Annotated in this window: 21 protein-coding genes; 12 read left to right on the forward strand and 9 right to left on the reverse strand. The window is 71.6% G+C overall.

The features are described 5' to 3' along the window. Positions 1-22 precede the first annotated feature (22 nt). Positions 23-1,324 carry a UDP-N-acetylglucosamine 1-carboxyvinyltransferase gene (locus KV106_RS05380; protein WP_057597839.1) on the forward strand — a complete coding sequence of 434 codons (1,302 nt, stop codon included), beginning with the start codon at positions 23-25 and terminating at the stop codon, positions 1,322-1,324. A gap of 9 nt (positions 1,325-1,333) precedes the next feature. Here the strand turns inward: KV106_RS05380 and trhA are convergent, their stop codons facing one another. Beyond that, positions 1,334-1,954 (reverse strand): PAQR family membrane homeostasis protein TrhA, encoded by a 621-nt coding sequence (trhA, locus tag KV106_RS05385; protein WP_057597838.1) that lies wholly within the window; start codon positions 1,952-1,954, stop codon positions 1,334-1,336. Positions 1,955-1,972: 18 nt separating this feature from the next. Beyond that, entirely contained in the window at positions 1,973-3,403 is a 1,431-nt protein-coding gene (locus KV106_RS05390) for a glycerophosphodiester phosphodiesterase family protein (RefSeq protein WP_261206842.1), read from the reverse strand. A gap of 146 nt (positions 3,404-3,549) precedes the next feature. Between KV106_RS05390 and KV106_RS05395 the strand changes: the two genes are divergently transcribed. Continuing rightward, the gene (locus KV106_RS05395; RefSeq protein ID WP_261206845.1) at positions 3,550-5,574 is read left to right on the forward strand and encodes a tetratricopeptide repeat protein; all 2,025 of its coding nucleotides are present in this window, start codon (positions 3,550-3,552) and stop codon (positions 5,572-5,574) included. 61 nt (positions 5,575-5,635) lie between these two features. On the opposite strand, the gene KV106_RS05400 is transcribed toward KV106_RS05395, so the two are convergent. After that, entirely contained in the window at positions 5,636-6,550 is a 915-nt protein-coding gene (locus KV106_RS05400) for a LysR family transcriptional regulator (RefSeq protein ID WP_261206846.1), read from the reverse strand. A 146-nt stretch (positions 6,551-6,696) separates the two neighbouring features. Between KV106_RS05400 and KV106_RS05405 the strand changes: the two genes are divergently transcribed. From KV106_RS05405 to KV106_RS05420, 4 genes are read left to right on the forward strand one after another with little or no spacing between them, the layout of a single operon-like run. Continuing rightward, positions 6,697-7,152: a DoxX family protein gene (locus tag KV106_RS05405; RefSeq protein ID WP_057597412.1), complete on the forward strand. Its 456-nt coding sequence runs from the start codon at positions 6,697-6,699 to the stop codon at positions 7,150-7,152. 23 nt (positions 7,153-7,175) lie between these two features. Continuing rightward, positions 7,176-7,823, forward strand: coding sequence for a (2Fe-2S)-binding protein (locus KV106_RS05410; RefSeq protein ID WP_261206852.1), 648 nt, complete (start codon positions 7,176-7,178; stop codon positions 7,821-7,823). After that, positions 7,816-8,811 carry an FAD binding domain-containing protein gene (locus KV106_RS05415; protein WP_261206854.1) on the forward strand — a complete coding sequence of 332 codons (996 nt, stop codon included), beginning with the start codon at positions 7,816-7,818 and terminating at the stop codon, positions 8,809-8,811. Before KV106_RS05410 ends, KV106_RS05415 begins: the two co-directional genes overlap by 8 nt. A 3-nt stretch (positions 8,812-8,814) precedes the next feature. Further along, positions 8,815-11,037, forward strand: coding sequence for a xanthine dehydrogenase family protein molybdopterin-binding subunit (locus tag KV106_RS05420; RefSeq protein ID WP_261206856.1), 2,223 nt, complete (start codon positions 8,815-8,817; stop codon positions 11,035-11,037). Positions 11,038-11,050: 13 nt separating this feature from the next. On the opposite strand, the gene KV106_RS05425 is transcribed toward KV106_RS05420, so the two are convergent. Together KV106_RS05425 and KV106_RS05430 are read right to left on the reverse strand one after the other, a co-directional pair. Next, a complete protein-coding gene (locus tag KV106_RS05425; RefSeq protein WP_261206859.1) occupies positions 11,051-12,478 on the reverse strand; it encodes a GTPase/DUF3482 domain-containing protein in 1,428 nt (475 codons plus the stop codon). Continuing rightward, entirely contained in the window at positions 12,475-13,875 is a 1,401-nt protein-coding gene (locus tag KV106_RS05430; protein ID WP_261206861.1) for a DUF2868 domain-containing protein, read from the reverse strand. The genes KV106_RS05425 and KV106_RS05430 overlap by 4 nt, the downstream gene beginning before the upstream one ends. A 467-nt stretch (positions 13,876-14,342) precedes the next feature. Between KV106_RS05430 and tssE the strand changes: the two genes are divergently transcribed. Continuing rightward, positions 14,343-14,903 carry a type VI secretion system baseplate subunit TssE gene (gene tssE / locus KV106_RS05435; protein WP_082322005.1) on the forward strand — a complete coding sequence of 187 codons (561 nt, stop codon included), beginning with the start codon at positions 14,343-14,345 and terminating at the stop codon, positions 14,901-14,903. A gap of 18 nt (positions 14,904-14,921) precedes the next feature. After that, on the forward strand, positions 14,922-16,811 hold the full coding sequence (gene tssF, locus KV106_RS05440; RefSeq protein ID WP_261206865.1) for a type VI secretion system baseplate subunit TssF: 1,890 nt from the start codon (positions 14,922-14,924) through the stop codon (positions 16,809-16,811). A gap of 8 nt (positions 16,812-16,819) precedes the next feature. Here the strand turns inward: tssF and KV106_RS05445 are convergent, their stop codons facing one another. Beyond that, positions 16,820-17,440: a TetR/AcrR family transcriptional regulator gene (locus tag KV106_RS05445; RefSeq protein ID WP_057596700.1), complete on the reverse strand. Its 621-nt coding sequence runs from the start codon at positions 17,438-17,440 to the stop codon at positions 16,820-16,822. Positions 17,441-17,521: 81 nt separating this feature from the next. On the opposite strand from KV106_RS05445, the gene KV106_RS05450 reads away from it, so the two are divergent. Further along, positions 17,522-17,950, forward strand: a complete 429-nt coding sequence (locus tag KV106_RS05450; protein WP_261206868.1) for a VOC family protein — start codon at positions 17,522-17,524, stop codon at positions 17,948-17,950. A 142-nt stretch (positions 17,951-18,092) separates the two neighbouring features. On the opposite strand, the gene KV106_RS05455 is transcribed toward KV106_RS05450, so the two are convergent. Then, entirely contained in the window at positions 18,093-19,952 is a 1,860-nt protein-coding gene (locus tag KV106_RS05455) for an ABC transporter ATP-binding protein (protein ID WP_172705665.1), read from the reverse strand. A 72-nt stretch (positions 19,953-20,024) separates the two neighbouring features. Further along, on the reverse strand, positions 20,025-20,969 hold the full coding sequence (locus tag KV106_RS05460) for a LysR family transcriptional regulator (protein ID WP_261206873.1): 945 nt from the start codon (positions 20,967-20,969) through the stop codon (positions 20,025-20,027). A gap of 106 nt (positions 20,970-21,075) precedes the next feature. Here KV106_RS05460 and KV106_RS05465 point away from each other — a divergent pair, with 106 nt between their 5' ends. Continuing rightward, positions 21,076-21,906, forward strand: coding sequence for a DODA-type extradiol aromatic ring-opening family dioxygenase (locus KV106_RS05465; RefSeq protein WP_057596696.1), 831 nt, complete (start codon positions 21,076-21,078; stop codon positions 21,904-21,906). Here the strand turns inward: KV106_RS05465 and KV106_RS05470 are convergent. Next, positions 21,897-23,387, reverse strand: a complete 1,491-nt coding sequence (locus KV106_RS05470) for a glycosyltransferase family 2 protein (protein ID WP_057596695.1) — start codon at positions 23,385-23,387, stop codon at positions 21,897-21,899. The genes KV106_RS05465 and KV106_RS05470 overlap by 10 nt on opposite strands. A gap of 128 nt (positions 23,388-23,515) precedes the next feature. On the opposite strand from KV106_RS05470, the gene KV106_RS05475 reads away from it, so the two are divergent. Both KV106_RS05475 and KV106_RS05480 read left to right on the forward strand, forming a co-directional pair. Further along, positions 23,516-24,076, forward strand: coding sequence for a cytochrome b (locus KV106_RS05475; protein ID WP_057596694.1), 561 nt, complete (start codon positions 23,516-23,518; stop codon positions 24,074-24,076). Then, positions 24,073-24,963, forward strand: a complete 891-nt coding sequence (locus KV106_RS05480) for an alpha/beta fold hydrolase (protein ID WP_261206878.1) — start codon at positions 24,073-24,075, stop codon at positions 24,961-24,963. Before KV106_RS05475 ends, KV106_RS05480 begins: the two co-directional genes overlap by 4 nt.

The following is a 24,963-nucleotide window of genomic DNA, read 5'->3' on the forward strand; positions in this document are numbered from 1 at the left end:
CATACAGGGGTCCCACACACACATGTCCAATCTCATCGTCCACGGCGGCACGCCGCTGCGCGGCCGCATCACGCCGTCGGCCAACAAGAACGCGGTGCTGCCGATCCTCTGCGCCACGTTGCTCACGCGCGAGCCGCTGCGCCTGCATGGCGTGCCCGACATCACCGACGTGCGCAAGATCCTCGACATCTTCCGCACGCTGGGCAGCGAGGTGCAGCTCGACCACGCCACCGGCACGCTCGCGCTGCACCACCGCGACACCGTGTTCGACGCCGCCGCCCACCGGCTGCCCGAGGAGATGCGCTCCTCGATCATGCTGGTACCGCCGCTGCTGGCGCGCTTCGGCGTGGCGCGGCTCGAGGACAACGTCAAGGGCTGCACCCTGGGCGTGCGCGAGATCGATCCGCACGTGGAGGTGTTCCGCAGCTTCGGCGGCCAGGTCGAGCGCGCCGAGGGCTCGCTGCTGGTGCGCACCGCCGGGCGCCTGGTGCCCACCGACCACTGGCTCGACTACGCCTCGGTCACCACCACCGAGAACTTCGTGCTGTGCGCGGTCGGCGCCGAGGGCACCTCGACCCTGACCAACGCGGCTTCCGAGCCGCACGTGCAGGAGTTCTGCCGCTTCATGGCCATGATCGGCGCGCGCATCGACGGCATCGGCACCTCGCGCCTCACGGTGCATGGCGGCCATGCGCTGGGCGGCGGCGAGTTCCGCTTCGACGAGGACTTCCACGAGATCACCACCTTCCTCGCGCTCGGCGCCATCACCGGCGGCGACGTGGTGGTGCGCAACAGCGCGCCGGCCAACTTCCCGCTGATCGACCGCACCTTCGCCAAGTTCGGCGTGCAGATCGTGCACGAGGACGGCTGGTCGCGCGCCGTGCGCTCGGGGCCGCTCAAGGTGCAGACGCCGTTCACCGCCAACGTGCTGACCAAGGTCGAGGCCGCGCCCTGGCCGTACTTTCCGGTCGACCTGCTGCCGATCTTCATCGCGCTGGGCGTGCGCGCGCAGGGCAACGCGATGTTCTGGAACAAGGTCTACGACGGCGCGCTGGGCTGGACCGGCGAGCTCTCGAAATTCGGCGCCCATGTGTTCTCGTCCGACCCGCACCGGCTCATCACTTTCGGCGGTGCGCCGCTGGTGCCCGCGGTGGTCGAGAGCCCCTACATCATCCGCGTGGCGATCGCGCTCTTCATGGTGGCCTCGAGCATCGAGGGCCGCTCCGAGATCCGCAACGCCACGCCGATCCGTCGCGCGCATCCGCGCTTCGTCGAGAACCTGCGCAGCCTGGGCGTGCAGGTGGAGTGGACCAGCGAAGAGTAAGAGGCCGGGTTACAGCACGAACCAGCCCACCGCCACGTAGTGGCTGACCGTGCCCGCGAGCACGAACAGGTGCCACACGGCATGCGCGTGCCGGAAGCCGCGGCGGTTGCGGTAGAAGACCGTGCCCGCGGTGTAGAGCACGGCGCCGATCAGCAGCCATGCGAGGCCGCCGCCCTCGAGCTGCATCGCCAGCGGCACGGCCGCGGCGATCGCGAGCCAGCCCATGCCGATGTACAGCGGCAGCGAGGGCTTCACGGGCGCGCCGCGCGCGGCCATCAGCTCGCGCCGGATGCCGACCGCGGCCGCGCCCCACATCGCCAGCAGCGGCAGCCAGGCCCAGGCGCCTTCGAGCATCACCAGCGCGAACGGGGTGTAGGTGCCGGCGATCAGCAGGTAGATCGCGCAGTGGTCGGCGCACTCCCACAGGCGTTTGAGCCGGCCGCGCGTGCTGTGGAACAGGGTGGAGGCCGCGTAGAGCGCGACCGCCGAGAGCGAGAACACGAGCGAGCCGGCGATCTTCGCCGGGTCGCCCGTGGGCAGGGTCTTGGCCAGCAGCAGCACGGCCGCCGGCAGGGCGAGCAGCAGGCCGAGCAGGTGGCTGTACCCGTTGAGTCGTTCGCCCGGGTACATGCCGTGCCGCCTGCCGGCTCAGCGGCCGGTTTCCTTCAGGTAGTCCTGGCGCGCGGCGAAGGCCGTGTTCGCGAAGTCCGAGAACACGCCGTCGATGCCGGCGCGGAAGTACGCGAGGTACTCGGCCTTGGGGTCCTTCTTGAACACGCCCGCGAGGTACTTCTGTTCGTTGCGGAAGGTGTAGCTGTGCACGAACAGGCCGGCCTTGTGGGCGTCGGCGATCAGCGCGGTGGGCTTGATCGTGTTCACGTCGGCCAGCGTGCCGCCGGCCTTGAACGGCACGATGGTGTGGGCCATCACCTGCGGCTTCCACGGGCCGATGCCGTCGGCATAGGTCTTCACCTCGGCCAGGCCGGCCGGGGTGAGCATCGCGCCGAACCAGCGCGGGTCGCCCGCGAGCGTCCAGCTGTAGGGGCGGCCGTCGACGAAGGTGTAGACGTCGTTGGTGACGTAGATCATCTCGCCGGTCTTGAAGTCGATGGCGTTGCCGTCCACCAGCTGCACCGCGCGTGCCTTGAGGCCGGCCGAGCGCAGGTACTTGAGGCTCACCGGGTCGAAGCTCTGCACGAAGATCGGCGCGTCCTTGCGGTTCAGGTCGTTGGCGTTCATCGCCTTGAGCAGCGCGTCTTCCAGCGGATGGCTGCCGGCCGGGCCGCAGCCGTTGGCGATCGCCTGGGCGTTGTTCCAGATCGGGTTCTTGGTTTCCGGATACACGGTGATCGTGCGGCCGGTGGCCTTGGCCTTGGCGCGCATGATGTCGATCACTTCCTGGAAGCTCAGGATCGGCAGCTTGCCGTTGAGATCGGTCGGGCGCTCGTCCTTCGCGTCGTAGGTGGTGCCGTGGATCCACTGCTTGAGCTCGGCCAGCGTGAAGTCGGTGATGGACCAGTCGTTGGTGTGGTCCTCGCCGTCGACGATCAGCGACTTGAGCACCGACTTCGGATCCTTGGGATCGGTGAGGTCGCTCAGGTACTGCTTGGGGCCGTTGGCCTCGATCGGCGGGTACTTCACGTCGACCAGCACGCCGGGCACGGTGCGCTTGCGCGCGTTCACGGTGGCGTTGGTCTTGGCGACGTCGGCGATGTCGGTGTTGTCGCTGAGCCAGGGGTTGTGGCGCGCGACCAGCACGCAGTCCTTGGTCAGGTGCAGGTCGGTCTCGAGCGAATCGGCGCCGGCATCGGCGGCCGCTTCGTAGGCCTTCTGGGTTTCCTCCGGGAACAGGCCGGGCAGGCCGCGGTGGCCGATCACCAGCGGCACCGAGCCGTCGAGCGTGCCCAGCGGCGTGGGCGCCGGGGCGGGCGCGGGTGCCGGCGCGGGGGCGGGCGGGAACACCGGGACGATGGCACCGCCACCACCACCGCCGCAGGCGGCGATGACGAGGCTGCCACCGAGCGCGGCGAAGGCGGCACGCAGGGGACGGGGGGCGGGTGCGGGAAGCTTTGAGGTCATGGTTGTTTTTTGCGTGTTGGATATGGCCAGAAGGCCGCCGGATGCTAGGTTTGACCCATGACGGAACCATGACTGGTGCCACGGCCCGCGGCAGCGACATCGTGGCGCCATGAAGCCTCCGATCCGCTCGCCGAGCACCGGCCTGCGTGCCGCTTTCAACGCGGATGCGCGGCCATGCGGCGGCGTCCATCGAAGGAGTGTTTTGCGTCCGGTACATTCGCGCTCGATGGCCGAGGCCAGGCAATGTCCTGCGCGATGTGCGCGATGTGCAATCGAGGGAGAACAAGGCGATGTCATGGTGGAAACGCTGGATCGGCGGTCGCGTCGCGCCGCGGAACGCGGTGGACGCGGTGCCGAAGGAAAGCGGCGCGGTGGAACTTCGCGCCGGCACCTTCGAGTTCGAACGATGGATCGCGCGCAACTCACTCGAGATGGACGGCGAACTCGCGCATGGCGCGCAGCACCTGGGCAATCTGCTGCTGATGGCGCCGACCGATGCGGACTCGCTGGCCTTGGCCGGGCGCTATGCGCACAAGGCGGGCAGCGGTGCCGCCGAGACGCTGCTGCCTCCTGAACAGCAAAGGTACGCGGGCCCCGAGGCCTTGCGGGCATGGCTCTGGCGGCGCGATGGCCGGCTGGAGGAGGCCACCGAACTCGTGGTGGAGATCGTGCAGTCGGAACCCGAGGGCGCGGGCAGGCTGAGTGCCTGGCTGCTCGAGTGGCTCGAGCCCGCGGGGGCGATCGAGTCGCTCTCCGTCGGGCTGCAGATGCGCCTGGCCAAGGCGATGCTGACGCAGTCTTCCGAAGCCCGACTCAGCAGCGCCCGCCGACTCTGGTCGATGCAGCGCTGGGCACGGGTGCTGGCGCGCATCGCGCCGGCGGACGAGTTCCAGGCGCAGTGGCGCATGCTGCGGATCGGCTTCCTGCGGCGCGCCGGCCTGTTCGACGATGCGCTGCGGCTGGCCGGGCCATTGGCCGAAGCGTCCGACTGGCATGTGGCGACGGCGATCGGCCTGGTGCTGCGCCAGCAGCGGCGCATGCCCGAGGCCGAGCAGGCCTTTCGCCGCGCGATCGCGTTCGACCCGCAAGAGCTCAGCACCTTTCTCGAGATGGCCGATGGCTGGCTCGAGAACCAGGACTGGGCACAGGCGCTGCAGGGGTACGACCATGTGCTTGCGCAGGAGGCCGATCATGACTGGGCGCAGGCCTCGCAGTGGTATTGCCAATGGAAGCTGACGGGCGACGCGCAGTGGATCGACCGCGTCCTCGCAGCCGCCCAGGCAGGCAATGCGCGGGCGCAGCGGCTCTGGCATACCGCGTTCGACAGGCTGCCCGAGCCGGAGGATGCGAGCGCCAACACGCTGCGCAAGCTGCTCGCGTCGCTTCGGGCCGCCCCGCCGGCCGGCAACAGCACCGAGCCGTCCCGGCCGAATCGTTTGTCGATGAGCCTGTCCTTGATCGAGGCGCCTTCCAATGCCCTGGCTTTCACGCTCGCGCTGGCGGCACTGGATCAGCCCGTGACCCTGACGGTGCGGGTCGACGGCATCCCGCATCCCGATCCGCGGGAGCCGGCCGGTCCGGTGGCACATTCGCTGTGGCGCTACGACGGCACCGATGCGAGCCCGGCATTGCCGGCGCCCGCGCCGGAGGTGCTCGAACGCATTGCCGGGCTGGCCCGGATGCCCTACGAACCGGATGCCAACTGGGCCGCCGCCAGCCACGCGGCGCTGGCTCTCGGTCCCGCTTCGGGGCAAGACCGTTCGCTCGAGGTGCTGGCCTGCATGGTGCATCCACCCGCGCTGCCGGCGGGCACCGAGGCGCTGGCCTGGCTACCGCGCGTGCAGATGGTCGCGGCGCAGGTCCTGGCGCAGGTTGACGAGGGCTGGCAGGGTTCGCGGCGGCGCGAGCTGCTGCTCTGCGCGATGCTCGGTCCCGCCGATTGGTCGACCTGTGCGGCGATCCGCGCGCTCGCGTGGATCGGCCGCCATGAACCGGCCCACATGCTCGACATCCATCAGTGCTTCGAGCGCCTGGAGGCGCATCGGCCCGACAGCGGCTATTGCTGCTGGATCGCCACGCTCTACGAGCAATGGCTGGTGCTTCCGCTGCTGTTCGATCGCGAGCGCGAGACCTTGCGCGTCAAGCTGGCGCAGCTGTCGGACGACGAATGAGCGGCCGGCCCGGATGCCGCAGCCATGCCTGTCGGCGCGGCGCGGTTCCACGGCATGGCCGCTACGTCAGCGCCCCGAAGCGCTCCGCATAGAGCGCCGTCACCCAGTCCACGAACACCCGCACGCGCGGCGACAGCAGCCGGTGCTGCGGGTAGAGCACCGAATAGACCATCGGCGGGCAGGGCGTGTCGGCGAGGATCTCCACCAGCGTGCCGGCGCGCAGCTGGCGCTCGATGTGATAGCGCGGCACCTGGATGATCCCGCAGCCCTGCTCGGCGCAGGTCTTGTAGCTGTCGGCGTTGTTCACGCTGATCCAGTCGGGCAGCACGACCTGCTCGACGCGCCCGTTCACCTCGAACAGGTAGGGGAAGTGGTCGGGCCGCGAGGACGAGAAGAAGTTCACCGCCAGGTGCCGCTGGCCCAGCAGGTCGGCCGGTGTCAGCGGCGTGCCGCGTTCGGCCAGGTAGGCCGGGCTCGCGCAGGTCACTTGCGGCAGCAGCGCGAGCCGGCGCGTGACCAGCGAGGAGTCCTTGGGCTCGCCCGCGCGCACCACGCAATCCACGCCCTCGCGCACCAGCTCCACGAGCCGGTCGCCGCTGCCCACGGCGAGCACGATGTTCGGATAGCGCGCATGGAAGTCGCCGATGCGCGGCAGCACGATGTCGTTGGCGGCCGCGCCATGGATGTCGATGCGCAGCCGCCCGCGCGGATTGACCGCGAGCTGCGCGAGCGAGGACTCGGCGTCCTCGAGTTCGAGCAGCAGGTGGCGGCAGCGCTCGTAGTAGGCCTGGCCGTCGACCGTGGTGCGCACCTGGCGCGTGGTGCGCTCGAGCAGGCGCACCTGCAGCCGGGCCTCGAGCTCCTTGATCGCATGGGTGGCGGTGGCGCGCGGCAGTTCGAGCGCGGCCGCGGCCTGCGTGAAGCTGCCGAGCTCCACGATGCGGGTGAACAGGCGCATGGCATCGAAGCGGTCCATGGAATGAGCTCGGCAGATTGTTGGCTTGTGTTGAATTGTATTGACGAAATTCGCATATTTATTCGCCAATGCAGAACAGAGAGACTGCCAGCGCGCCGGCCATCCCGCCGCGCCTCGTCACCTTTTCCTTCCGAGGAGCGACCCCCATGCAGTTGATCTTTCCGCGCCTGCGCGGCACCTATGACCGCTTCGAGCCGCTGAGCTACGCGCTGCTGCGCCTGGCGTTCGGCCTGATGCTCGTGACCCACGGCCTGCCCAAGCTGCTGGGCCGCAGCCACGGCAGCATGGCCGACCCGATGAAGGGCTCGGTCAACCTGATCGCCAACGTGCTGCACCTGCCGGGCGCCGAGCTGCTCGGCTGGTTCGTCGCCCTCCTCGAGGGCGTGGGCGGGCTGATGCTGGCGGCCGGCCTGTTCACGCGCGTGGTTGCCGCGATGGTCGCGGTGCAGATGCTGGTCATCTGCTACGTGATGGGCCCGACCTTCCCGTGGATCGACCGCGGCTTCGAATACCCGCTGATGCTGTTCTTCATCGCGCTGTGCCTGCTGGCGCGCGGCGGCGGCCGGCTGTCGCTCGATGCGCGCATCGGGCGCGAGGTCTGAGCAGAAGAAGAAAGGACGCCACGATGAACCCCACCCCATCCCCCGGCACCGGCGCGCCCGCGCTGAGCCGCCGCACCTTCATGATGAGCACCGCGGCCGGCGCCGCCGGTGCCGCGGGCACCGGTTTGGCGAGCGCGCAGGAGGCCACGGCCGCGCCCGCGCCGCCGCGCATCGACACCCGCGTCGTCATCAACGGCCAGCCGCATGCGCTGCAGCTCGAGCCGCGCGCCTCGCTGCTCGACGTGCTGCGCGAGCAGCTCGGCCTCACCGGCGCCAAGAAGGGCTGCGACCACGGCCAGTGCGGTGCCTGCACCGTGCACCTCGACGGCCGGCGCGTCGCCTCCTGCCTCACCTTGGGCGTGAAGACCGACGGCTGCGCCGTCACCACCATCGAGGGCATCGCCGCGCCCGACGGCACGCTGCATCCGATGCAGCAGGCCTTCGTCGACCACGACGCGCTGCAGTGCGGCTACTGCACGCCGGGCCAGGTGATGGCCGCCATCGCCTGCGTGCGCGAGGGCCACGCCACCAGCGAGGCGCAGATCCGCGAGTACATGAGCGGCAACCTCTGTCGCTGCGGTGCCTACGCCGGCATCCTCGAGGCGATCCGCGATGCCGCTCCGCGCATGCGCGCCGAGACCGAAGCCATGGAGGGCCGCCGCCATGCATGACTTCGCCTACCACCGGCCGCGCAGCAGCGCCGAGGCCGTGCAGCTGCTCTCGCGCAGCCAGCCCGGCGCGCGCTACTTCGCGGGCGGCACCACCCTGTTCGACCTGATGAAGCTCGGCGTGGAAGCGCCGGCCACGGTCGTCGACATCGGCCGCATCGAGGGCCTGCGCGAGATCGACGCCAGCGACCGGGCCGAGCTGCGCATCGGCGCGCTCGCCGCGATGAGCGACGTGGCCGAGCATCCCGTGGTGCAGCGCGAGTTCACCGCGCTGTCGGAATCGCTGTGGAAGGCGGCTTCGCAGCAGCTGCGCAACATGGCGAGCGTGGGCGGCAACCTGCTGCAGCGCACGCGCTGCGCCTATTTCCGCGGCGGCCCCGAGTTCGCCTGCAACAAGCGCGTGCCCGGCAGCGGCTGCGCGGCGCTGGCCGGCGTGAACCGCGGCCATGCGGTGCTCGGCGGCAGCGAGGCCTGCGTGGCGGTCTACCCGGGCGACTGGGCGGTGGCGCTCGCGGCCTTCGATGCGCAGGTCGACACGCTGAGCCCGCGCGGCGAACGCACGGTGGCCGTGCGCGAGCTGCACCGCGCGCCCGGCGCCACGCCGCACCTCGAGACCGTGCTCGCGGCCGACGAGCTGATCGTGCGCATCCGCGTGCCGCGCACGCCGGCGGGGCGGGCCTCCACGTACCACAAGATCCGCGACCGCGAGTCCTATGCCTTCGCGCTGGCTTCGGCGGCGGTGGGCCTGCACCTGCGCGCCAACCGCGTGGTCGACGCGCGCATCGCGCTCGGCGGCGTGGCCACGCACCCGTGGCGCGCGCTCGAGGCCGAGCGCAGCCTGATCGGGCGGCCCTTCACGCAGGCCGCGGCGCGGCGCGCGGCCGAGATCGCGTTCGCGCAGGCGAAGCCGCTCGAACACAACGGCTTCAAGGTGGCGCTCGGCATCGAGACGGTGACCGACGCGCTGATGCTGGCCCGGGACAGGAGCTGAACGATGGCAACCACGATCCAGAACCCCCAACGCGGCGCGCGGCCCGGCGCCGAGCGCGTCGATGCGCACGACAAGGTGCGCGGCGCCACCCGCTATGCGGCCGACGATGCGCGCGCCGGCCTGCTGCATGCCGCGCTGGTGCCGTCGCGCATCGCGCGCGGCAGCGTGGCGCGCATCGACACCGGCGTCGCCGAGCGCGTGCGCGGCGTGCGCAAGGTCTACACGCACCAGAACATCGGCGCCTTCGAATCGGGCGGCTTCCTGATGGGCGGCGGCTTCGGCTTCCAGAGCTTCTATCCGCTGCGCTCGGCGCAGATCGCCTACCGCGGCCAGACCGTCGCGATGGTGGTCGCCGACACGCTCGAAGCCGCGCGCGAGGCAGCGGCCCTGGTGGAAGTGCGCTACGAGGCCCAGCCCTTCGTCGCGGGCATCGACGCGTCCGACGCGCAGCCGCAGGCCCAGTCCGCGCTGCTGCCGCAGCCCATGTTCGCCGACCGCCGCGTGGGCGATGCCGAGGCCGCGCTGGCCGCGGCGGCCTTCACGGTGGAGGCGCGCTACGAGCTGCCGATCAAGCACCAGAACCCGATGGAGATCATCGCGACCGTGGCCGAATGGAACGAGGGCGTGCTGACCGTGCGCGAGCCCACGCAGAACGCCGAGGGCGTGCGCCACGGCCTCGCGAAGCAGCTCGGCATCGAGCCGGCGCGCGTGCGCGTGCTCTCGCCCACGCTGGGTGGCGGCTTCGGCCAGAAGAACTCGCTGCAGTCGCACACTGCGGCGGTGGCGATCGCCGCGCGCGAGCTCGGCCGTCCCGTCAAGCTGGTGCTGACGCGCGCGCAGCTGTTCCACAACGCCAGCTTCCGGCCCGCGAGCCGGCATCACGTGCGCCTGGGCGCGGACCGCGAGGGCCGGCTGGTCGCGGCGGTGCACGACATCGACCAGCAGACCTCGCGCCACGACCTCTTTCCCTCGAGCGGCAGCGAGATCACCTCGCGGCTGTACGGCGTGAAGCACTTCCTCGGCCGCGACCGGCTGGTGCGCACCGACGTGCAGACGCCCGGCTACATGCGCGCGCCCTTCGAGCATCCGGCCGCCTTCGCGTTCGAGAGCGCGGTCGACGAGATGGCCTGCCTGCTGGGCCGCGACCCGGTGGCCTTCCGGCTCGCCAACGACACCGCGGTCGATCCGCTGAGCGGCAAGCCCTTCTCCTCGCGCCACCTGGCCGAATGCCTGGTGCAGGGCAGCGAGGCCTTCGGCTGGGCGCGGCGCGACATGGCGCCGGGCTCGATGCGCGCCGCCGACGGCAGCCGCATCGGCTGGGGCGTGGCCGTGGGCGCCTACAAGGCCGCGATGGCGCCGGCCTTCGCCACCGTGAGCCTGGCCGGCGACGGCCGCGTGCGCGTGGCGGTGGGCGGCCACGAGATGGGGCAGGGCATGCGCACCGCGATCGCGCTCACCGTGTCGCGCGTGCTCGGCGCGCCGGTGGCCGCGGTGGAGATTGCCCTCGGCGACACCGGCGCCGCGCCGCAGCACCTGACCGCCGGCTCCTGGGGCACCGCGACCGCGCTGCCGCCGGTGCAGGAGGCGGCGCAGCGGCTGATGGAGGACCTGCGCACCCGTGCGCCCGGCGCGGGCGCGAACGCCACCGCGCTCGAACTGCTGCGTGCCTCGGGCCGCGCGCAGGCCGAGGCCGAGAGCCGGCGTCGCGCGCCCGGCCAGCCCGAGCAGGTCTATGGCCGGCTCACGGGCGGGCTGCCGGCCGCGGCCGGGCCGGTCTATCCCGATTACGTGGGCTTCAGCTTCATCGCGCATTTCGTCGAGGTGCGCATCGAGCCGACCACGCGCCGCATCCGCGTGCCGCGGGTGGTGAGCGTGGCCGACTGCGGCGCGGTCGCGAGTCCGCGCACCGCGCGCAGCCAGGTCGAGGGCGGCGTGGTCTGGGGCATCGGCGCCGCGCTGCGCGAGGCCAGCGAGGTCGATCCGCGCCATGGCGGCTTCCTCAACGCCGACCTGGCCGAGTACGTGCTGCCGGTGGCGGCCGACATCGGCCGCATCGAGGTCGGCTTCGTCGGCAAGCCCGACACGCGCTTCAACGCGCTCGGCGTGAAGGGGCTCGGCGAGGTCGCGATGGTGGGCGTGGCGCCCGCGATCGTGAACGCGGTGTTCCATGCCACGGGCAAGCGGTTGCGGCGGCTGCCGCTGCGGCTGGAGGATCTGCTGGACTGAGCGCGGCTCGGGCTCAGGCCTCGAAGCCGCCCTGCAGCAGCCCCGCGAGCGTCGCCACCAGCGCTTCGCGCTGCGGCGCGGGACGCCACAGCGCGCGCACCGACTGCAAGGCACCGGCCGCGCCCTGGCCGCTCTCCCATTCGGGATGGCTGCGCGCCGGCTGCGCGGCACGCAGCGCGGCGGCGATGGCTTCACCGGGCGCGTCGGCGCCGCCGTCCACCGCCTCGATGCGCTGCGTGGCCGCATGGCCGCGGCGCTCGAGCGCGCGCGCGAGCTGCAGCTGCCAGGCCGCGAGCGTGAACAGCACGCCGTCTTCCACGGTGAGCTCGTGCACGTCGCGCAGCTTGTTCGCGAGCTTGCGGCCCAGCGGGCCCCAGCCCTGCGACACCGCGCTGCCGATGGCGCCGCCCAGCGCCACGCCGGCGCCGAGCGAGAGGCCGGCCACCGCGAGATCGGCCACCGCGCCGACCGCGGCGCCGATGGCCGCGCCCTTGCCCAGACGCAGGCCGGCGTCCTTCATCGCCTCGGGATTGAAGAAGTCGAGCGCCCAGCGGCCCTCGATCATCGGCAGCGGCGCCTCGGCCGCGTCGCCCTGGCGGAAGCCGTAGAGCGCGAGCAGGTCGTCGGCGCAGCGCTGCGCCTTGTCGAACACGGTCCTGCGCAGCGCGGCGACCAGCGCGTCGCGGCGCGCGGGATCGGCGAACTCGGCGGCCGGCACGCTGCGCCGCAGCGCGGTGGCGTCGACCAGCAACTCGGCCACGCGCGCGGCGGCCGCGCGGCGCCGCGCCGCGGCCTCGGCCTCGAGCGCGTCGGCCACGCCGCGCAGTAGTTCGCGCCGGTCGCGCAGCAGCGTCGCGAGGTCGCCATAGAGATCGCGCTCGGCGCCCACGAAGGGCGCCGCCGCGTCGAAGCGCACCTGCACGTGCAGGCCGTAGGCCGAGAGCAGTTCCTTCCAGGCGGCCTCGCGGCTGGCCGCGTCGCGCACGAAGTTGAGCACCGGCAGCACCGGCCGCGCGCAGGCGTTGAGCAGCTCGATCTCGTCGCGGAACTTGGGCAGCACCGGTTCGCGCACGTCGATCACGAGGAAGGCGGCGTCGATGTCGAGCATGGCGCGCAGCACCTTGGCCTCCTGCTCGAAGGCGCCGTGCGCCTCGGGGCCCTGCAGGAAGCGGCGGATGCGCTCGGGCGGCGTGGCCTGGCCCGCGGGATCGATGCGCGCGAGGTGCTCGCGCAAGGCCACCGCGTCCTCGAGGCCCGGCGTGTCGTAGAAGCGCACGGCGGGGCGGCCGTCGATCTCGAGGTCGACCGACTCGACATGGCGCGTGGTGCCGGGGCGGTCGGACACCGCGCCGAAATCGATGCGCCGCGTGAGCGTGCGCAGCAGCGAGGTCTTGCCGGCATTGGTGTGGCCGACGACGGCGATGCGGATCGGGTCGCTCATGATGCGACGCTGTCGATGGCGCCCAGCAGCTCGGCGAGCGAGGTGTCCGCGGCCACGCGCTCGAGGCCGGCGTCGCGCAGCCAGGCGAGCCAGCGCGCGATCGCCGGGCCTTCGTTGCCGCCCTCGGCGATCAGCCACAGGCGGCATTCGCCGCTGTGCGCGAGCAGGTCGCGCACGAAGCGCTCGGTGCCGCGATCGGGGCTCGCGGCCGCGCGGCAGGCCAGCACCACGCTGCGCGGCCGCGCGAGCGCGAGGCGGTCGAGCAGCGCGCGGCGCTCGGGGGCGCTGCCGTCGATGCGCTCGAGCCGCAGGTCCGCGGGCAGGCCTTCGGGCGGCCAGGCGATGTCGGGCGGCAGCTCGAAGCCGACCAGCACGCGCAGGTCGCGCAGGTCCGAGGGCGCGAGGCCCACGGGCGCCTCGCGCGCGCGGCGGCCCGGATCGGCATCGACGATGGCGCTGGGCGCGAGCGCCGCGAAGCGGGCCGCGAGCTGGCGGTAGTAGGGCGCGTCGAGCGCGGGCCGCAGTGCCTGGCGGCGCAGGCGCCACACGGCGGCGCTCCAGCCCAGCAGCACGAGGCGCGGCAGCAGCCCGTAGGTCAGGATGCAGCCCGTGAGCCACAGCGCCCAGGTGCGCTGGCCCGAGGCCGGCGGCACGGCGGCCAGCACGGTGGCGGCATCGGGCACCGGGAAGCCCAGCTTCGACGGCGCCCAGCCCAGCGCATCGACCGCGCGCACGAAGAAGGCCGGATCGAGGATGGTGGTCTCCCAGCTCAGCGTGTAGCTGCGGAAGGCCAGCGCGAACAGCATCGCCGCCAGCACCACCGCGAAGGACAGCGACCAGATGCCGTGGCTCACGATGCCGAAGGCCCAGGGCAGCAGCTTCGCGCGACCCAGCAGGCCCGTGGTGGCGCGCACCAGCAGCGGCGCCTGGCCATGCCGGCCGCCGGCCACGCGCGCGGTCAGCGAGAGCCAGATCCAGCCCAGCGACGCCGCGCTGAAGGAGGCCAGCGGCAGCCACAGCCCGAGCAGCCACAGCAGCAGCGTCAGCAGGTGCACGCCGAGCAGGCTCACGAGCGCGACGATCACGTTGATGTGGCGTTCGCTGCCGCCCACCACGTTGCCAGCGAGCGCGAGGCCGGCGACGACGATGAGGGCCACGAGCCCGAGCAGCACCCAGGGCGACCACTGGCGCGCGCGCCGCAGTTCGGCCTGCAGGCCCAGTCGTTCGCCGAGCAGGCGTGCACGTTCGGCGATGCGTGCCGGCGTGTGCGGCGCCTGCGCGGCGATGCGCATGGCCTGCGCGTCGTCGAGCGGGCCGTTCTGCTCGGCCCATCGGATCGCCTCGGTGATCACCGCATCGGAAAAGTCTGGGGTCTCGCGCAGTGCGGTGGTGGTCAACAGCGTCCCTTCGCGAACGGAGGCGGGGCCGGCTCGGTGCCGGCGAATGCGCCCTCGGCCGAGGGCGGCTCAGCGCGCGGATTATGCCCGGCGTCCCAAAGCGAAACGGGGCCGCGTGGCGGCCCCGTTCTTTCTGGCGTGTGGATGGTTCGAGGGGGACTGACGTCTTTCAGCGCAGGCCGAAGAACGAAAGCACGGCCACGATGACGACGACCAGACCGACGATGTAGATGATGGAATTCACCGCGAGCACTCCACGTTGTTGACGATGGGGTCAGCATCGCGGCGCAAGGGGTGCGGGAGGTGTCGGCGAGGGGCGGCGGGTTCTGTAGGACTTGCGGGGCCGGTCATGACATATCTCCCGCTTCGCGGGCCTGTCTGGCCCCGCGCGCGGCGGCGTGACCATTGTTTGCACTGCCGCATCGCGGGCGCCGCCACACTCGGCGGCCTTGGCGGAGGTAGCGACCATGTCCGACGATTCCATCGATCCCGTGCATCCCGGCGCGCGCGTGGCGCGAGCGGCTTTCGCGCCCGCGCGGCGCCCGCATGCGTGGCTGCTGCCCACGCTGTTCGACCGCCTGCGCGACGAGGCGCCGAGCCAGCGGCGCGACGCCATGTCCGACGTCGCGGCGAGCCCCGCGCGCCTGCGCGAGATCGTGCGGCGCGACCTCTCCATCCTGCTCGACACCACCAGCGCCGAGGACCGCATCGACCGCGCGCGCCATGCGCTGGCCGCGGCTTCCACGCTGAACTTCGGCCTGCCGGCGTTCGCGGGCGGCCCCGCGTCGCAGCGGCGCTGGAGCGAACTCGAGCGCATGCTGCGGCGCGCGATCCGCGACTACGAGCCGCGCCTGATCGCCCAGTCGCTGCGCATCGTGCCGCTGGCCGGCGCGGGCCTCGCGGGCAACGAACTGCGCTTCGAGATCCATGCGCTGATCGACCTGCGGCCCTGTCCGCTCGAGTTCATGGTGCACAGCACGCTGGACCTCGAGTCGCGCCGCGTGAGCGTCGCGCCCTCCGCGCGCTGAGACACCTGGAGCACTCCCATGGACCCCCGAATGCTCGAGGCCTACAACCAGGAACTGGGCTACATGCGCGAGGCCGCGGCCGAGTTCGCCGCCGCCCATCCCAAGATCGCGCACCGGCTCGGCATGCAGGGCATCGAGGTGGCCGATCCCTACGTCGAGCGGCTGATCGAGGCCTTCAGCTTCCTGTCGGCGCGCATGCGGATCAAGCTCGATGCCGAGTTCCCGCGCTTCACGCAGCGGCTGCTCGAGGTGATGCATCCCCACTACCTGAGCCCCACGCCCTCGATGGCGGTGGCGCAGCTGCACCCGAGCGCGAACGAGGGCGACCTGCGGCGCGGCTTCGTGGTGCCGCGCGGCACGGCCTTCCATGCGAAGGTGGCGCCGGGCGAGCAGACACCCTGCGAGTTCCGCTCGAGCCAGGCCGTGACGCTGTGGCCGATCGAGATCGCGCAGGCCAGCCTCGCGGGCGCGCCGCCCGACCTGCCGGCGCTCGAGCGCCATCTGCCGCCGCAGGTGCAGGTCGGCGGCGCGCTGCGGCTGCGCCTGCGCACGATCGGGCCGCTCGGTTCCTCCGCGCTGGCCGGGCTCGACCGGCTGCCGGTCTGCCTGGTCGGCGATGCGCGCCTGGCTTCGCACCTGTTCGAGCTGCTGCACACCGCGGCCGTCGCCACCGTCACGGGCACGCCCGGACGGCTCGGCGAGCGTCCGCACGTGGTCGTGCACGAGGCGCTGGTGCACGAGGGCCTCGAGCCCGGCGAGGGACTGCTGCCGCCGGCATGGAACAGCCTCCATGGCCACAACCTGCTGCACGAATACTTCGCCTGCCCCGAGCGCTTTCTCTTCTTCACGCTGACGCAACTCGCGCCGGGCCTGTCGCGCATCGAGGGGCGCGAGGCCGAGATCGTGGTGCTGCTCGCGCGATCGCCCGCGAGCCCCGGGCTGGCGCCAAGCCTGGTCGACGCGGCGCAGTTCGCGCTGTTCGCCACGCCGGTGGTCAACCTGTTCCAGCGCCGCACCGACCGCATCGAACTCGATGCCGCGCGCACCGAGTTCCACCTCGTGCCAGACCGCTCGCGCCCGCTGGACTTCGAGGTCTACGCGGTCGAGCACCTGAGCGGCCAGCAGCCAGGGACCACGGCCCCGACGCAGTTCCGGCCGCTCTACCAGACGCTCAACGAGGACCAGGGCAACCACGGGCGCTACTTCTCTTTGCGGCGCGAGCCGCGGCTGGTGTCGGACACCGCGCGTCGCCACGGCACGCGCACGCCGTACATCGGCAGCGAGGCGTTCGTGTCGCTGGTCGACCAGCACGAGGCGCCGTACCCCGAGGGCCTGCGCAGCCTGTGGGCGCAGGCTTGGCTCACCAACCGCGACCTGCCGTGCCTGGTGCCGCGCAACGGCCGCAGCGACCTCGCGGCGGCAGAGTCGATGCCGGTGTCGGCGGTGGGGCTGGTGCGCCCGCCGAGCATGCCGCGGCCGCCGTTCGCGCAGCGCGAGATCGCCTGGCGGCTGATCCGGCAACTGGGCTTCAACCACCTGCCGCTGGCCGGCCTGCCGCGGCGCGAGGGCGCGCAGGCGCTGCGCGACATGCTGCGGTTGTTCGTCGCGGGCGACGACGAGGCGATGCGGCTGCAGGTCGACGCCCTCGTGGGCTCGCGCATCGCGCCGGTCACGCGCCGGTTGCCGGGCCATGGGCCGCTGGTCTACGGCCGCGGCGTGGCCTGCACGCTGAGCGTGGACGAACAGGGCTTCTCGGGCGCCAGCCCCTACCTGTTCGGGCTCGTGCTCGAACGCTATCTCGCGCGCCACGTGAGCATCAACGTCTTCACGCAGACCACGCTCGAATCGCTGCAGCGCGGCACGGTCGCGCGCTGGCCGGTGCGCATGGGCGGGCGCGGGATCGTCTAGCGCTCGCTCTAGTTCTTGCGCCTGGGCGCGGGTTTGGCTGGCGCCTCCGCGCCGAGAGCTTGTTGCAGCAGCCAGCGCATCGCGTCGCGCACCTCGGTGGCATCGGCGCCCGCGTCGATCTCGAGCGCGGCGCGGTCGAAGGCGGCCGACAGCAGTTGCGAGAGCGCATCGAGCGAGACCTCGCCGCGGCCCATGCCGGCCTCGGCCAGCCCCTGGCGCAGCGAATGGGCGGCGTTCGCATCGTCCATCGCCATGATCTCCGCCATGCCGAGCACGGCCGGTCCGTCGATCAGCAGCAGCCGGGTGCGGCCCGGCACCGTCATCGCGCGCAGGTAGGCGTCGCTGCCGGCCAGCAGCGCCTCGCGCGGCGCCAGCGCCTCGGGCGTGGCGGCCGCGATCTCGGCGGCCACCGCGCGCGACTCCTGCTCGAGCACATGGCGGAACAGGTCGCGCTTGTCGGCGTAGTGGTGATAGAGCGCGCCGCGCGTGATGCCGGCCGCGGCCACGATGTCGGGCGTGGAGGTCTGGCCATAGCCCTGGTCGACGAAGAGGGCGCGCGCCGCCTCGGTCAGCGCCTGCCGCGTGGTCTCGGTGCGCTCCTTGTTGGTCCGGATGATCTTGGAGGTCATTTACATGCAGACTGTATGTATGTATATTCAATCAAACATACAGACTGTATGTCAGTTCCAGCCATCTCAAGGAGCCCCCTCATGAAAGTCACGAGCTACTACCCGGTCATCATGACCAACGACGTCGCCGGCACGGCGGACTTCTACCAGCGCCACTTCGGCTTCGCGCCGCTGTTCACGAGCGACTGGTACGTGCACCTGCAACTGGAGGGGGAGCCCTCGGTCAACCTCGCGGTGCTCGACGGCCGGCACGAGACCATTCCCGCCGCGGGCCGAGGCGAGGTGGCGGGCGGGCTGCTGTTGAACTTCGAGGTGGACGATCCCGACGCGGTGCACGACCGCCTGGCCGCGGCCGGCCTGCCGGTGCTGCTGCCGCTGCGCGACGAGGCCTTCGGCCAGCGCCACTTCATCACCAGCGACCCGAACGGGGTGCTGATCGACATCATCAAGCCGATTCCGCCGAGCGGGGAGTTCGTGGCGCAGTACGAGGCGGGGGCGTTGCCTGTCTGAATGCGGGAGCGGACAGCCGAACGCAGAGGTCGCGAAGGTCACGCAGAAGTCGCAGAAGAGAAGACCAAAAATTGGAATTCCTTCTGCGACTTCTGCGTAGTTTTTGTCTTCCTTCTGCGTTCGGCTGCCCGATCCCGCCTTTTCAGGCCAGCGCCGCTTCTTCCTCGTCGAGCGCGTCGCCCAGGAAGCCGCCGCTCTGGTGCGCCCACAGCCGCGCATAGAGCCCGCCCTTGGCCATCAGCGTGCGGTGGTCGCCTTCCTCCACCACGCGGCCCTCGTCGAGCACGATCAGCCGGTCCATCGCCGCGATGGTCGACAGCCGGTGCGCGATTGCGATCACGGTCTTGCCTTCCATCAGCGTGTAGAGGCTCTGCTGGATCGCGGCCTCGACCTCGGAGTCGAGCGCGCTGGTGGCCTCGTCGAGCAGCAGGATCGGCGCGTCCTTGAGCATCACGCGCGCGATCGCGATGCGCTGGCGCTGGCCGCCCGAGAGCTTCACGCCGCGCTCGCCCACATGGGCCTCGTAGCCGCGGCGCCCGCTGGCGTCGCCCAGCGTGCCGATGAAGTCATGCGCCTCGGCGCGGCGCGCGGCGGCCTCGATCTGGGCCGGCGTCGCGTCGGGGCGGCCGTAGGCGATGTTGTCGGCCACCGAGCGGTGCATCAGCGAGGTGTCCTGCGTCACCATGCCGATGTGGCTGCGCAGCGAATCCTGCGTGGCCAGCGCGATGTCCTGGCCGTCGATCAGGATGCGGCCGCTCTCCAGGTCGTGGAAGCGCAGCAGCAGGTTCACCAGCGTTGACTTGCCGGCGCCCGAGCGGCCCACCAGGCCGATCTTCTCGCCGGGCGCCACGGTCAGCGTGAGGTCCTCGATCACGCGCCGGCCGCCGGCCGCGCCGTAGCGGAAGCTCGCATGCTCGAAGCGCACCTCGCCGCGCGGCACCTCGAGCGGCTTCGCGCCCGGCGCATCGAGCACGGCGCGCGGGCGCGACAGCGTCTTCATGCCGTCCTGCACCGTGCCGATGTTCTCGAACAGGCTGGTCATCTCCCACATGATCCAGTGCGACATGCCCTGCAGCCGCAGCGCCATGGCGGTGGCCGCGGCCACCGCGCCCACGCCGACCGCGCCGGTGGACCACAGCCACAGCGCCGTGCCCGCCATGCCGGCGGTCAGGCCCATGCTCAGCGTGTGATTGACGATCTCGAAGGCGCTCACCAGCCGCATCTGGCCGTAGCCCGTGTGCATGAACTCGCGCATCGCGTCGCGCGCGAAGCCGGCCTCGCGTTGCGTGTGCGAGAACAGCTTCACCGTTGCGATGTTGGTGTAGGCATCGGTCACGCGGCCGGTCATCAGCGCGCGCGCATCGGCCTGCGCCTTGCCGACCGCGCCCAGGCGCGGCACGAAGTAGATCAGCGCGCCGATGTAGAAGGCCAGCCAGATCAGGAACGGCCAGATCAGCTGCGTGTCGAGCACGCCCACCAGCACGATCATGGTCGCGACGTACACGCCCATCGCCACCAGCACATCGGCCAGCACGAACACGGTCTCGCGCACCGCGAGCGCGGTCTGCATCACCTTGGCCGTGATGCGGCCCGCGAACTCGTCCTGGTAGAAGGCCATGCTCTGGCCCAGCATCAGGCGGTGGAAGTTCCAGCGCAGCCGCATCGGCAGGTTGATCGCGAGCGTCTGGTGCTTGACGATGGTCTGCAGCGCGACCACCGCGATGCTGGCGACCAGCAGCCCGGCCATCCAGGCGAGCGTGGTGCCGCGGTCTTCCCACAGGCGCGAGGGCGCCTGGCCGCCGAGCCAGTCGACCACGCGTCCGAGCAGCGCGAACAGCAGCGCCTCGAAGGTCGACATCACGGCGGTGAGCACCGCCATCGCGAGGATCTTGCCGCGCACGCCCTGCGTGCAGGCCCAGAGGAAGGCGAAGAAGCCTTGCGGCGGAAGCGGAGGTTCGGCGGCGGGGTAGGGGTGTAGAAGTTTTTCGAAGAAACGGAACAAGGACTGACTCTCCCGAAGAGCCGAAGACTGTAGCCGTGAGCGCATGACCTTGCCCTGAAAAGGTGCGTTTCTTCAGCTTCTGCGTGGTTTGCGCGACGAAGTGGCGGGAACGGGCGCGGTCTTTGGTTCGAGCGCCGCGAGCCGCTCGCCGAGGAAGTCGATGAAAGTACGCAGCTTGGGCGCCATGTACTGGCGGCTGGTGTAGACCGCGAACAGCGTCACCGGGTGCGGTTCGTGGTCGGGCAACAGGCGCACCAGCCGGCCCTGCGCGAGGTCGTCCTCGAGCAGCCAGCCCGGCATGAACGCCACGCCCATGCCCGCGCGCACCGCATGCAGCGTGAGCGTGGTGTCGTCCGAGCGCATGACCGGTGTGAGCCGCAGCGGGAACATGCGCCCGCCCGGCCCCTGCAGTGCGAGATGGTCGAGCGCCACGTAGCTCGGCACGATCGCGCCGAGCCGCGCTACCTCGGCCGGCACCGTGGGGCTGCCGCCCATGCGCGCGAGGTACTCGGGCGTGCCCGCGAGGAAGAAGGGCACGCGGCACAGCGGCCGCGCGATCAGCGCGGGCGAGGGCTCCTGCGTGGCGCGCAGCGCGAGGTCGTAGCCGTCGGCCGCGAGGTCGACCTTGCGGTTCTCGAGGTGGATGTCGAGCAGCACCTCGGGATAGCGCGCACGGTAATCGGCCAGCACCTGCGCGAAGCGCGCGGTGGCGCACCACACGGGCGCGCTGAGCTTGAGCTGGCCGCGCGGCGCCTCGCGGGTCTGGCCGATCGCGGCCTCGGCGGCATCGAGCAGGTCGAGCGCGCGCCGGCTCTGCTCGTACCAGGCGGTACCGGCCTCGGTCAGGCTCAGGTGGCGGCTCGAGCGGTGCAAGAGGCGCGCGCCCAGCGACTTCTCGAGCTGCGCCACGTGCTTGCTGGCCATCGGCGCCGACAGCCCGAGCCGCTCGGCGGCGGCCACGAAGCTGCCCGATTCGACGACCTCGCGGAACACGCGCAGGCTGGTCATGCGGTCCATCGATGATTTCCTCTGGAGAAACGATTCGATGAATCGTAGCCTGTCGATTTCCTCGCAGGAAATATCTACAGTCGCTGCAACGCCTTCAATTCAAGGAAGCAACGACATGACCCACGACAACCCGAATCGCCTGCCCACCTACTTCATCTCGCACGGCGGCGGCCCCTGGCCCTGGATGAAGCGCGAGATGGGCGCCACCTACGACCGGCTCGCCGCCGCGCTGGCCGACATGCCGCGCCAGCTCGGCCGCACGCCCAAGGCCATCCTCATGGTCTCGGCCCACTGGGAGGCGCCGGTGTTCACGGTGCAGGGCAATCCGCGTCCGCCGATGATCTACGACTACGGCGGCTTCCCGGCCCACACCTACGAGGTGCACTACGACGCGCCCGGTTCGCCCGCGCTCGCGCAGCGCGTGCAGTCGCTGATCGCCGCGGCCGGGCTGCCGGCCGCCGTCGATCCCGAGCGCGGCTACGACCACGGCATGTTCTCGCCGATGGCCGCGATCTATCCGCAGGCCGAGGTGCCGGTGGTGCAGCTCTCGCTGCGCCGCGGCCTCGACCCGGCCGAGCACATCGCGCTGGGCCGCGCGCTCGCGCCGCTGCGCGACGAGGACGTGCTGATCGTCGGCAGCGGCCTGAGCTATCACAACCTGCGCAACTTCGGGCCGCAGGCGCATGGCGTGTCGAAGGCCTTCGGCGACTGGCTCGACGCCACCTCGGTCGAGGCCGCGCCGGCGGAACGCGTGCAGCGCCTGCGGGACTGGGCCGCCGCCCCCTCGGCGCGCATGGCGCATCCGCGCGAGGAGCACCTGATTCCGCTGATGGTGGCGGTGGGGGCGGCCGAGCAGGAGGCGGGCGAGCGCGTGTACCACGAGGAGGCCTTCATGGGCGGCCTCGTGGTGTCGAGCTATCGCTTCGGCGGCGCGGGTTACTTCTGATCGACCCGGCGCTCGGCGCCGTCTGAATCGACCAGCCCGACGCGCTGCTGCCGGCCCCAGGTGCCGCGCCCGGTCAGGAAGGTCCACCAGCCCCAGGCCGCGCCCGTGTGGCGCAGCAGCTGGAAGGTGAAGGGCTCGATCAGCGCGGCCGCGAAGGCCTGCAGCATGCCGGCCTCGCCGCCGTGGCCGACCCAGCGCCGGTACAGGTGCACCGACCACAGGTGGAAGACGAGGTCGAGCACGATCTTGGCGGCGATCACGCCGGCCGCGGGCAGCAGCACGCCGAAGTCGCCGCGCACCAGGTACATCACGAGCAGGCCGAAGGCCGCGAGGCCGTACAGCGGCTGCAGGGTGTCGATGGCCTTGACCGGCAGCATCGCGGTGCCGAGCCAGCCGTAGCGGCGGTCGCCCACCATCGCGCGGTACCAGTACTGGGTCTGCAGGAAGCCGCCGAACCAGCGCCGGCGCTGGCGCAGGAAGGCGCCCACGCTGCTGGGCGCGTCGGTGCGCGCCTGCGCGTCGCCGAGCACGCGCACGCGCCAGTCGAGGCCGTGCGCCTGGGCATGGCGGTGCAGCCGGTGGATGAGCTCGTAGTCCTCGACCAGGCAGTCGGTGTCGAAGCCGCCCACGGCGCGCACCGCGTCGCGCCGGAAGCCCGCGAAGGCGCCCGAGATCAGCAGCAGGCCGTCGACCCGCATCCAGGCATAGCGCGAGAGGAAGTTGCGGATGTACTCGTAGGTCTGGAACCACTGCAGCAGCCGACCGCCCAGCGTGCGGCTGCACACCGGCGTGATGACGCCGGTGGCCGCCACCAGCGCGGGCTCGTCCGAGAAGGCGCGGCGCACCGCGGCGATGGCGCGAGCGTCGAGCAGGGTGTCGCCGTCGACGGTGAGCACGGTCTCGGTGTCTATGCACAGCACCGCGGCGTTCAGCGCCACCGCCTTGCCGCCGTGCGGCAGCCGCAGCCAGTGCAGGTTGGGATGCAGGGTGCTGGCGGCGCTGAGCTGCCCCGGCTCGGGCGCCTCGAGCCCGTAGCGCGTGGTCAGCAGCTCGGCCGTGCCGTCGGTCGAGCCGTCGTCGGCGATCACGATGCGGTCGGGCGCATCGGTCTGGCCCAGCAGCGCGGCCAGCGTCACGGGCAGCACCGCGGCCTCGTCGTGCGCGGCGACGATCACGCCCAGCGTGGCGCGGTGCGGTGCCACGGCGGGATGCGGCAGCGGCGCCGAGGCCAGCGCGATGCCGCGCGGGCGCAGGATCGCGAGCGTCTGCCAGCCCACGAACAGCAGCAGCACGGTGTCGTAGAGCACGTAGGCCACGCCCACCGACCAGGCCTGCACGTTGCCCAGGCGGAAGGCCATGGCGAACAGCAGGCCCCACAGCAGCAGCACGCCGCCATGGATGAGCCAGCTTCGCAGCGGCGTGGCGGGGGGCGAGAGTCGCGGTGACGCGGCGACGAAGGCGGAGCGGAGCAGGTCGTTCAAGACAGGGGCGCCAGGGCGATGGGAAGGTGTACGCACGGAACGGGCCGGCGGTTTCGAATGTCCGAGGCCGAAGACCGGACAATCGCGCGCCTGACAGGCTGAGTCGCACTCCCGCCGAAAATTCCCGCATGCCCCCTCACCATCGCTACACACGCACCGCCATCGCGCTGCACTGGATCATCGCACTGCTGATGATCGTCAACATCGCGCTGATCCTCTCGGTCGACCGCTTTCCCGACGACTGGGTGCGCCCGGCCATCGACACCCACAAGTCGATCGGCATCACCGTGCTGGGGCTGGTGATCCTGCGCATCCTGTGGCGCGCCACCCACCGGCCGCCGGCCATGCCCGGCAGCTACGGCCGGCTCGAACGCATCGGCGCGCATGCGGCCCATGGCGCGCTGTACCTCGTGATGATCGCGCTGCCGCTGTCGGGCTGGATGCACGACTCGGCCTGGAAGGACGCGGCCACGCACCCGATGCAGCTGTTCGGCCTGTTCGAATGGCCGCGCATCGGCTGGATCATGGACATCGAGGCCGCCGCCAAGGAGAACCTCCACACCGTGCTGGGCGGCGTGCACACCTGGGCCGGTTATGTGCTCTATGTGCTGTTCGCGCTGCACCTGGTCGGTGCGCTCAAGCACCAGTTCCTCGATGGCGAGGCCGAGCTGCAGAGGATGCTGCCGTGAGCGCGGGCCCGTCCGGACTCTCGGCCGCGACCGAGGAAGAAGCCCGCGCCGTCATCGCGCGCGTCGATGCGCTGTCCACCCACCACGACATCGAGCAGGCCGGCGTGCGCGTCCGCTGGCGCCGCTTCGGTCCCGCCGACGGCGGCGCCCATCCGCCGCTGGTGCTGCTGCATGGCGGCCATGGCAGCTGGATGCACTGGCTGCGCAATGCCGAGGCCCTGTCGGCCGAGCGCGCGCTATGGCTGCCCGACATGCCGGGCTTCAACGATTCGGGCACGCCGCCCCCGCCGGCGCCCGACGAGCATCCGCTCGCGCCCTCGCTCGCGGCGCTGGCCGGCTCTCTCGATGCATTGATCGGCGCCGGCACGCCGATCGACCTCGGCGGCTTCTCCTTCGGCGGCGTCGTGGCCTCGCAGTTCGCGCTGCACCGGCGCGCGGTGCGCCGCATGCTGCTGGTGGGCAGCGGCGGCCACGGCACGATGCGGCGCATGGCGGTGGAGATGATCAACTGGCGCCTCGCGCAGGACCGCGAGGCGGAGCGCGCCGCGCTGCTGCACAACCTCGGCGCGCTGATGCTGCACGACATGTCGCGCGCCGATCCGCTGGCCTTCGAGATCCACGACATCGCGTGCCACGGCACGCGCTTTCGCAGCAAGGAGGTGTCGCGCCGCGGCGGCCTGCAGGCGGCGCTGGCCGAGATCCCCGGGCCCAAGCTGTTCCTTTGGGGCGAGTTCGACGTGACCGCCGATTCGCGCGCGCTGGTCGCGCGGCTCGTGGCCGAGGGACCGCAGCGCGAAGGCGCCGTGGTCGACGGCGCGGGGCATTGGGTGCAGTACGAGCGTGCCGAGGAGTTCAACCGGCACGTGGCCGACTTCCTCGACTGCTGA

It is taken from the genome of Variovorax endophyticus (assembly GCF_025376855.1).
Lineage (GTDB): Bacteria > Pseudomonadota > Gammaproteobacteria > Burkholderiales > Burkholderiaceae_C > Variovorax.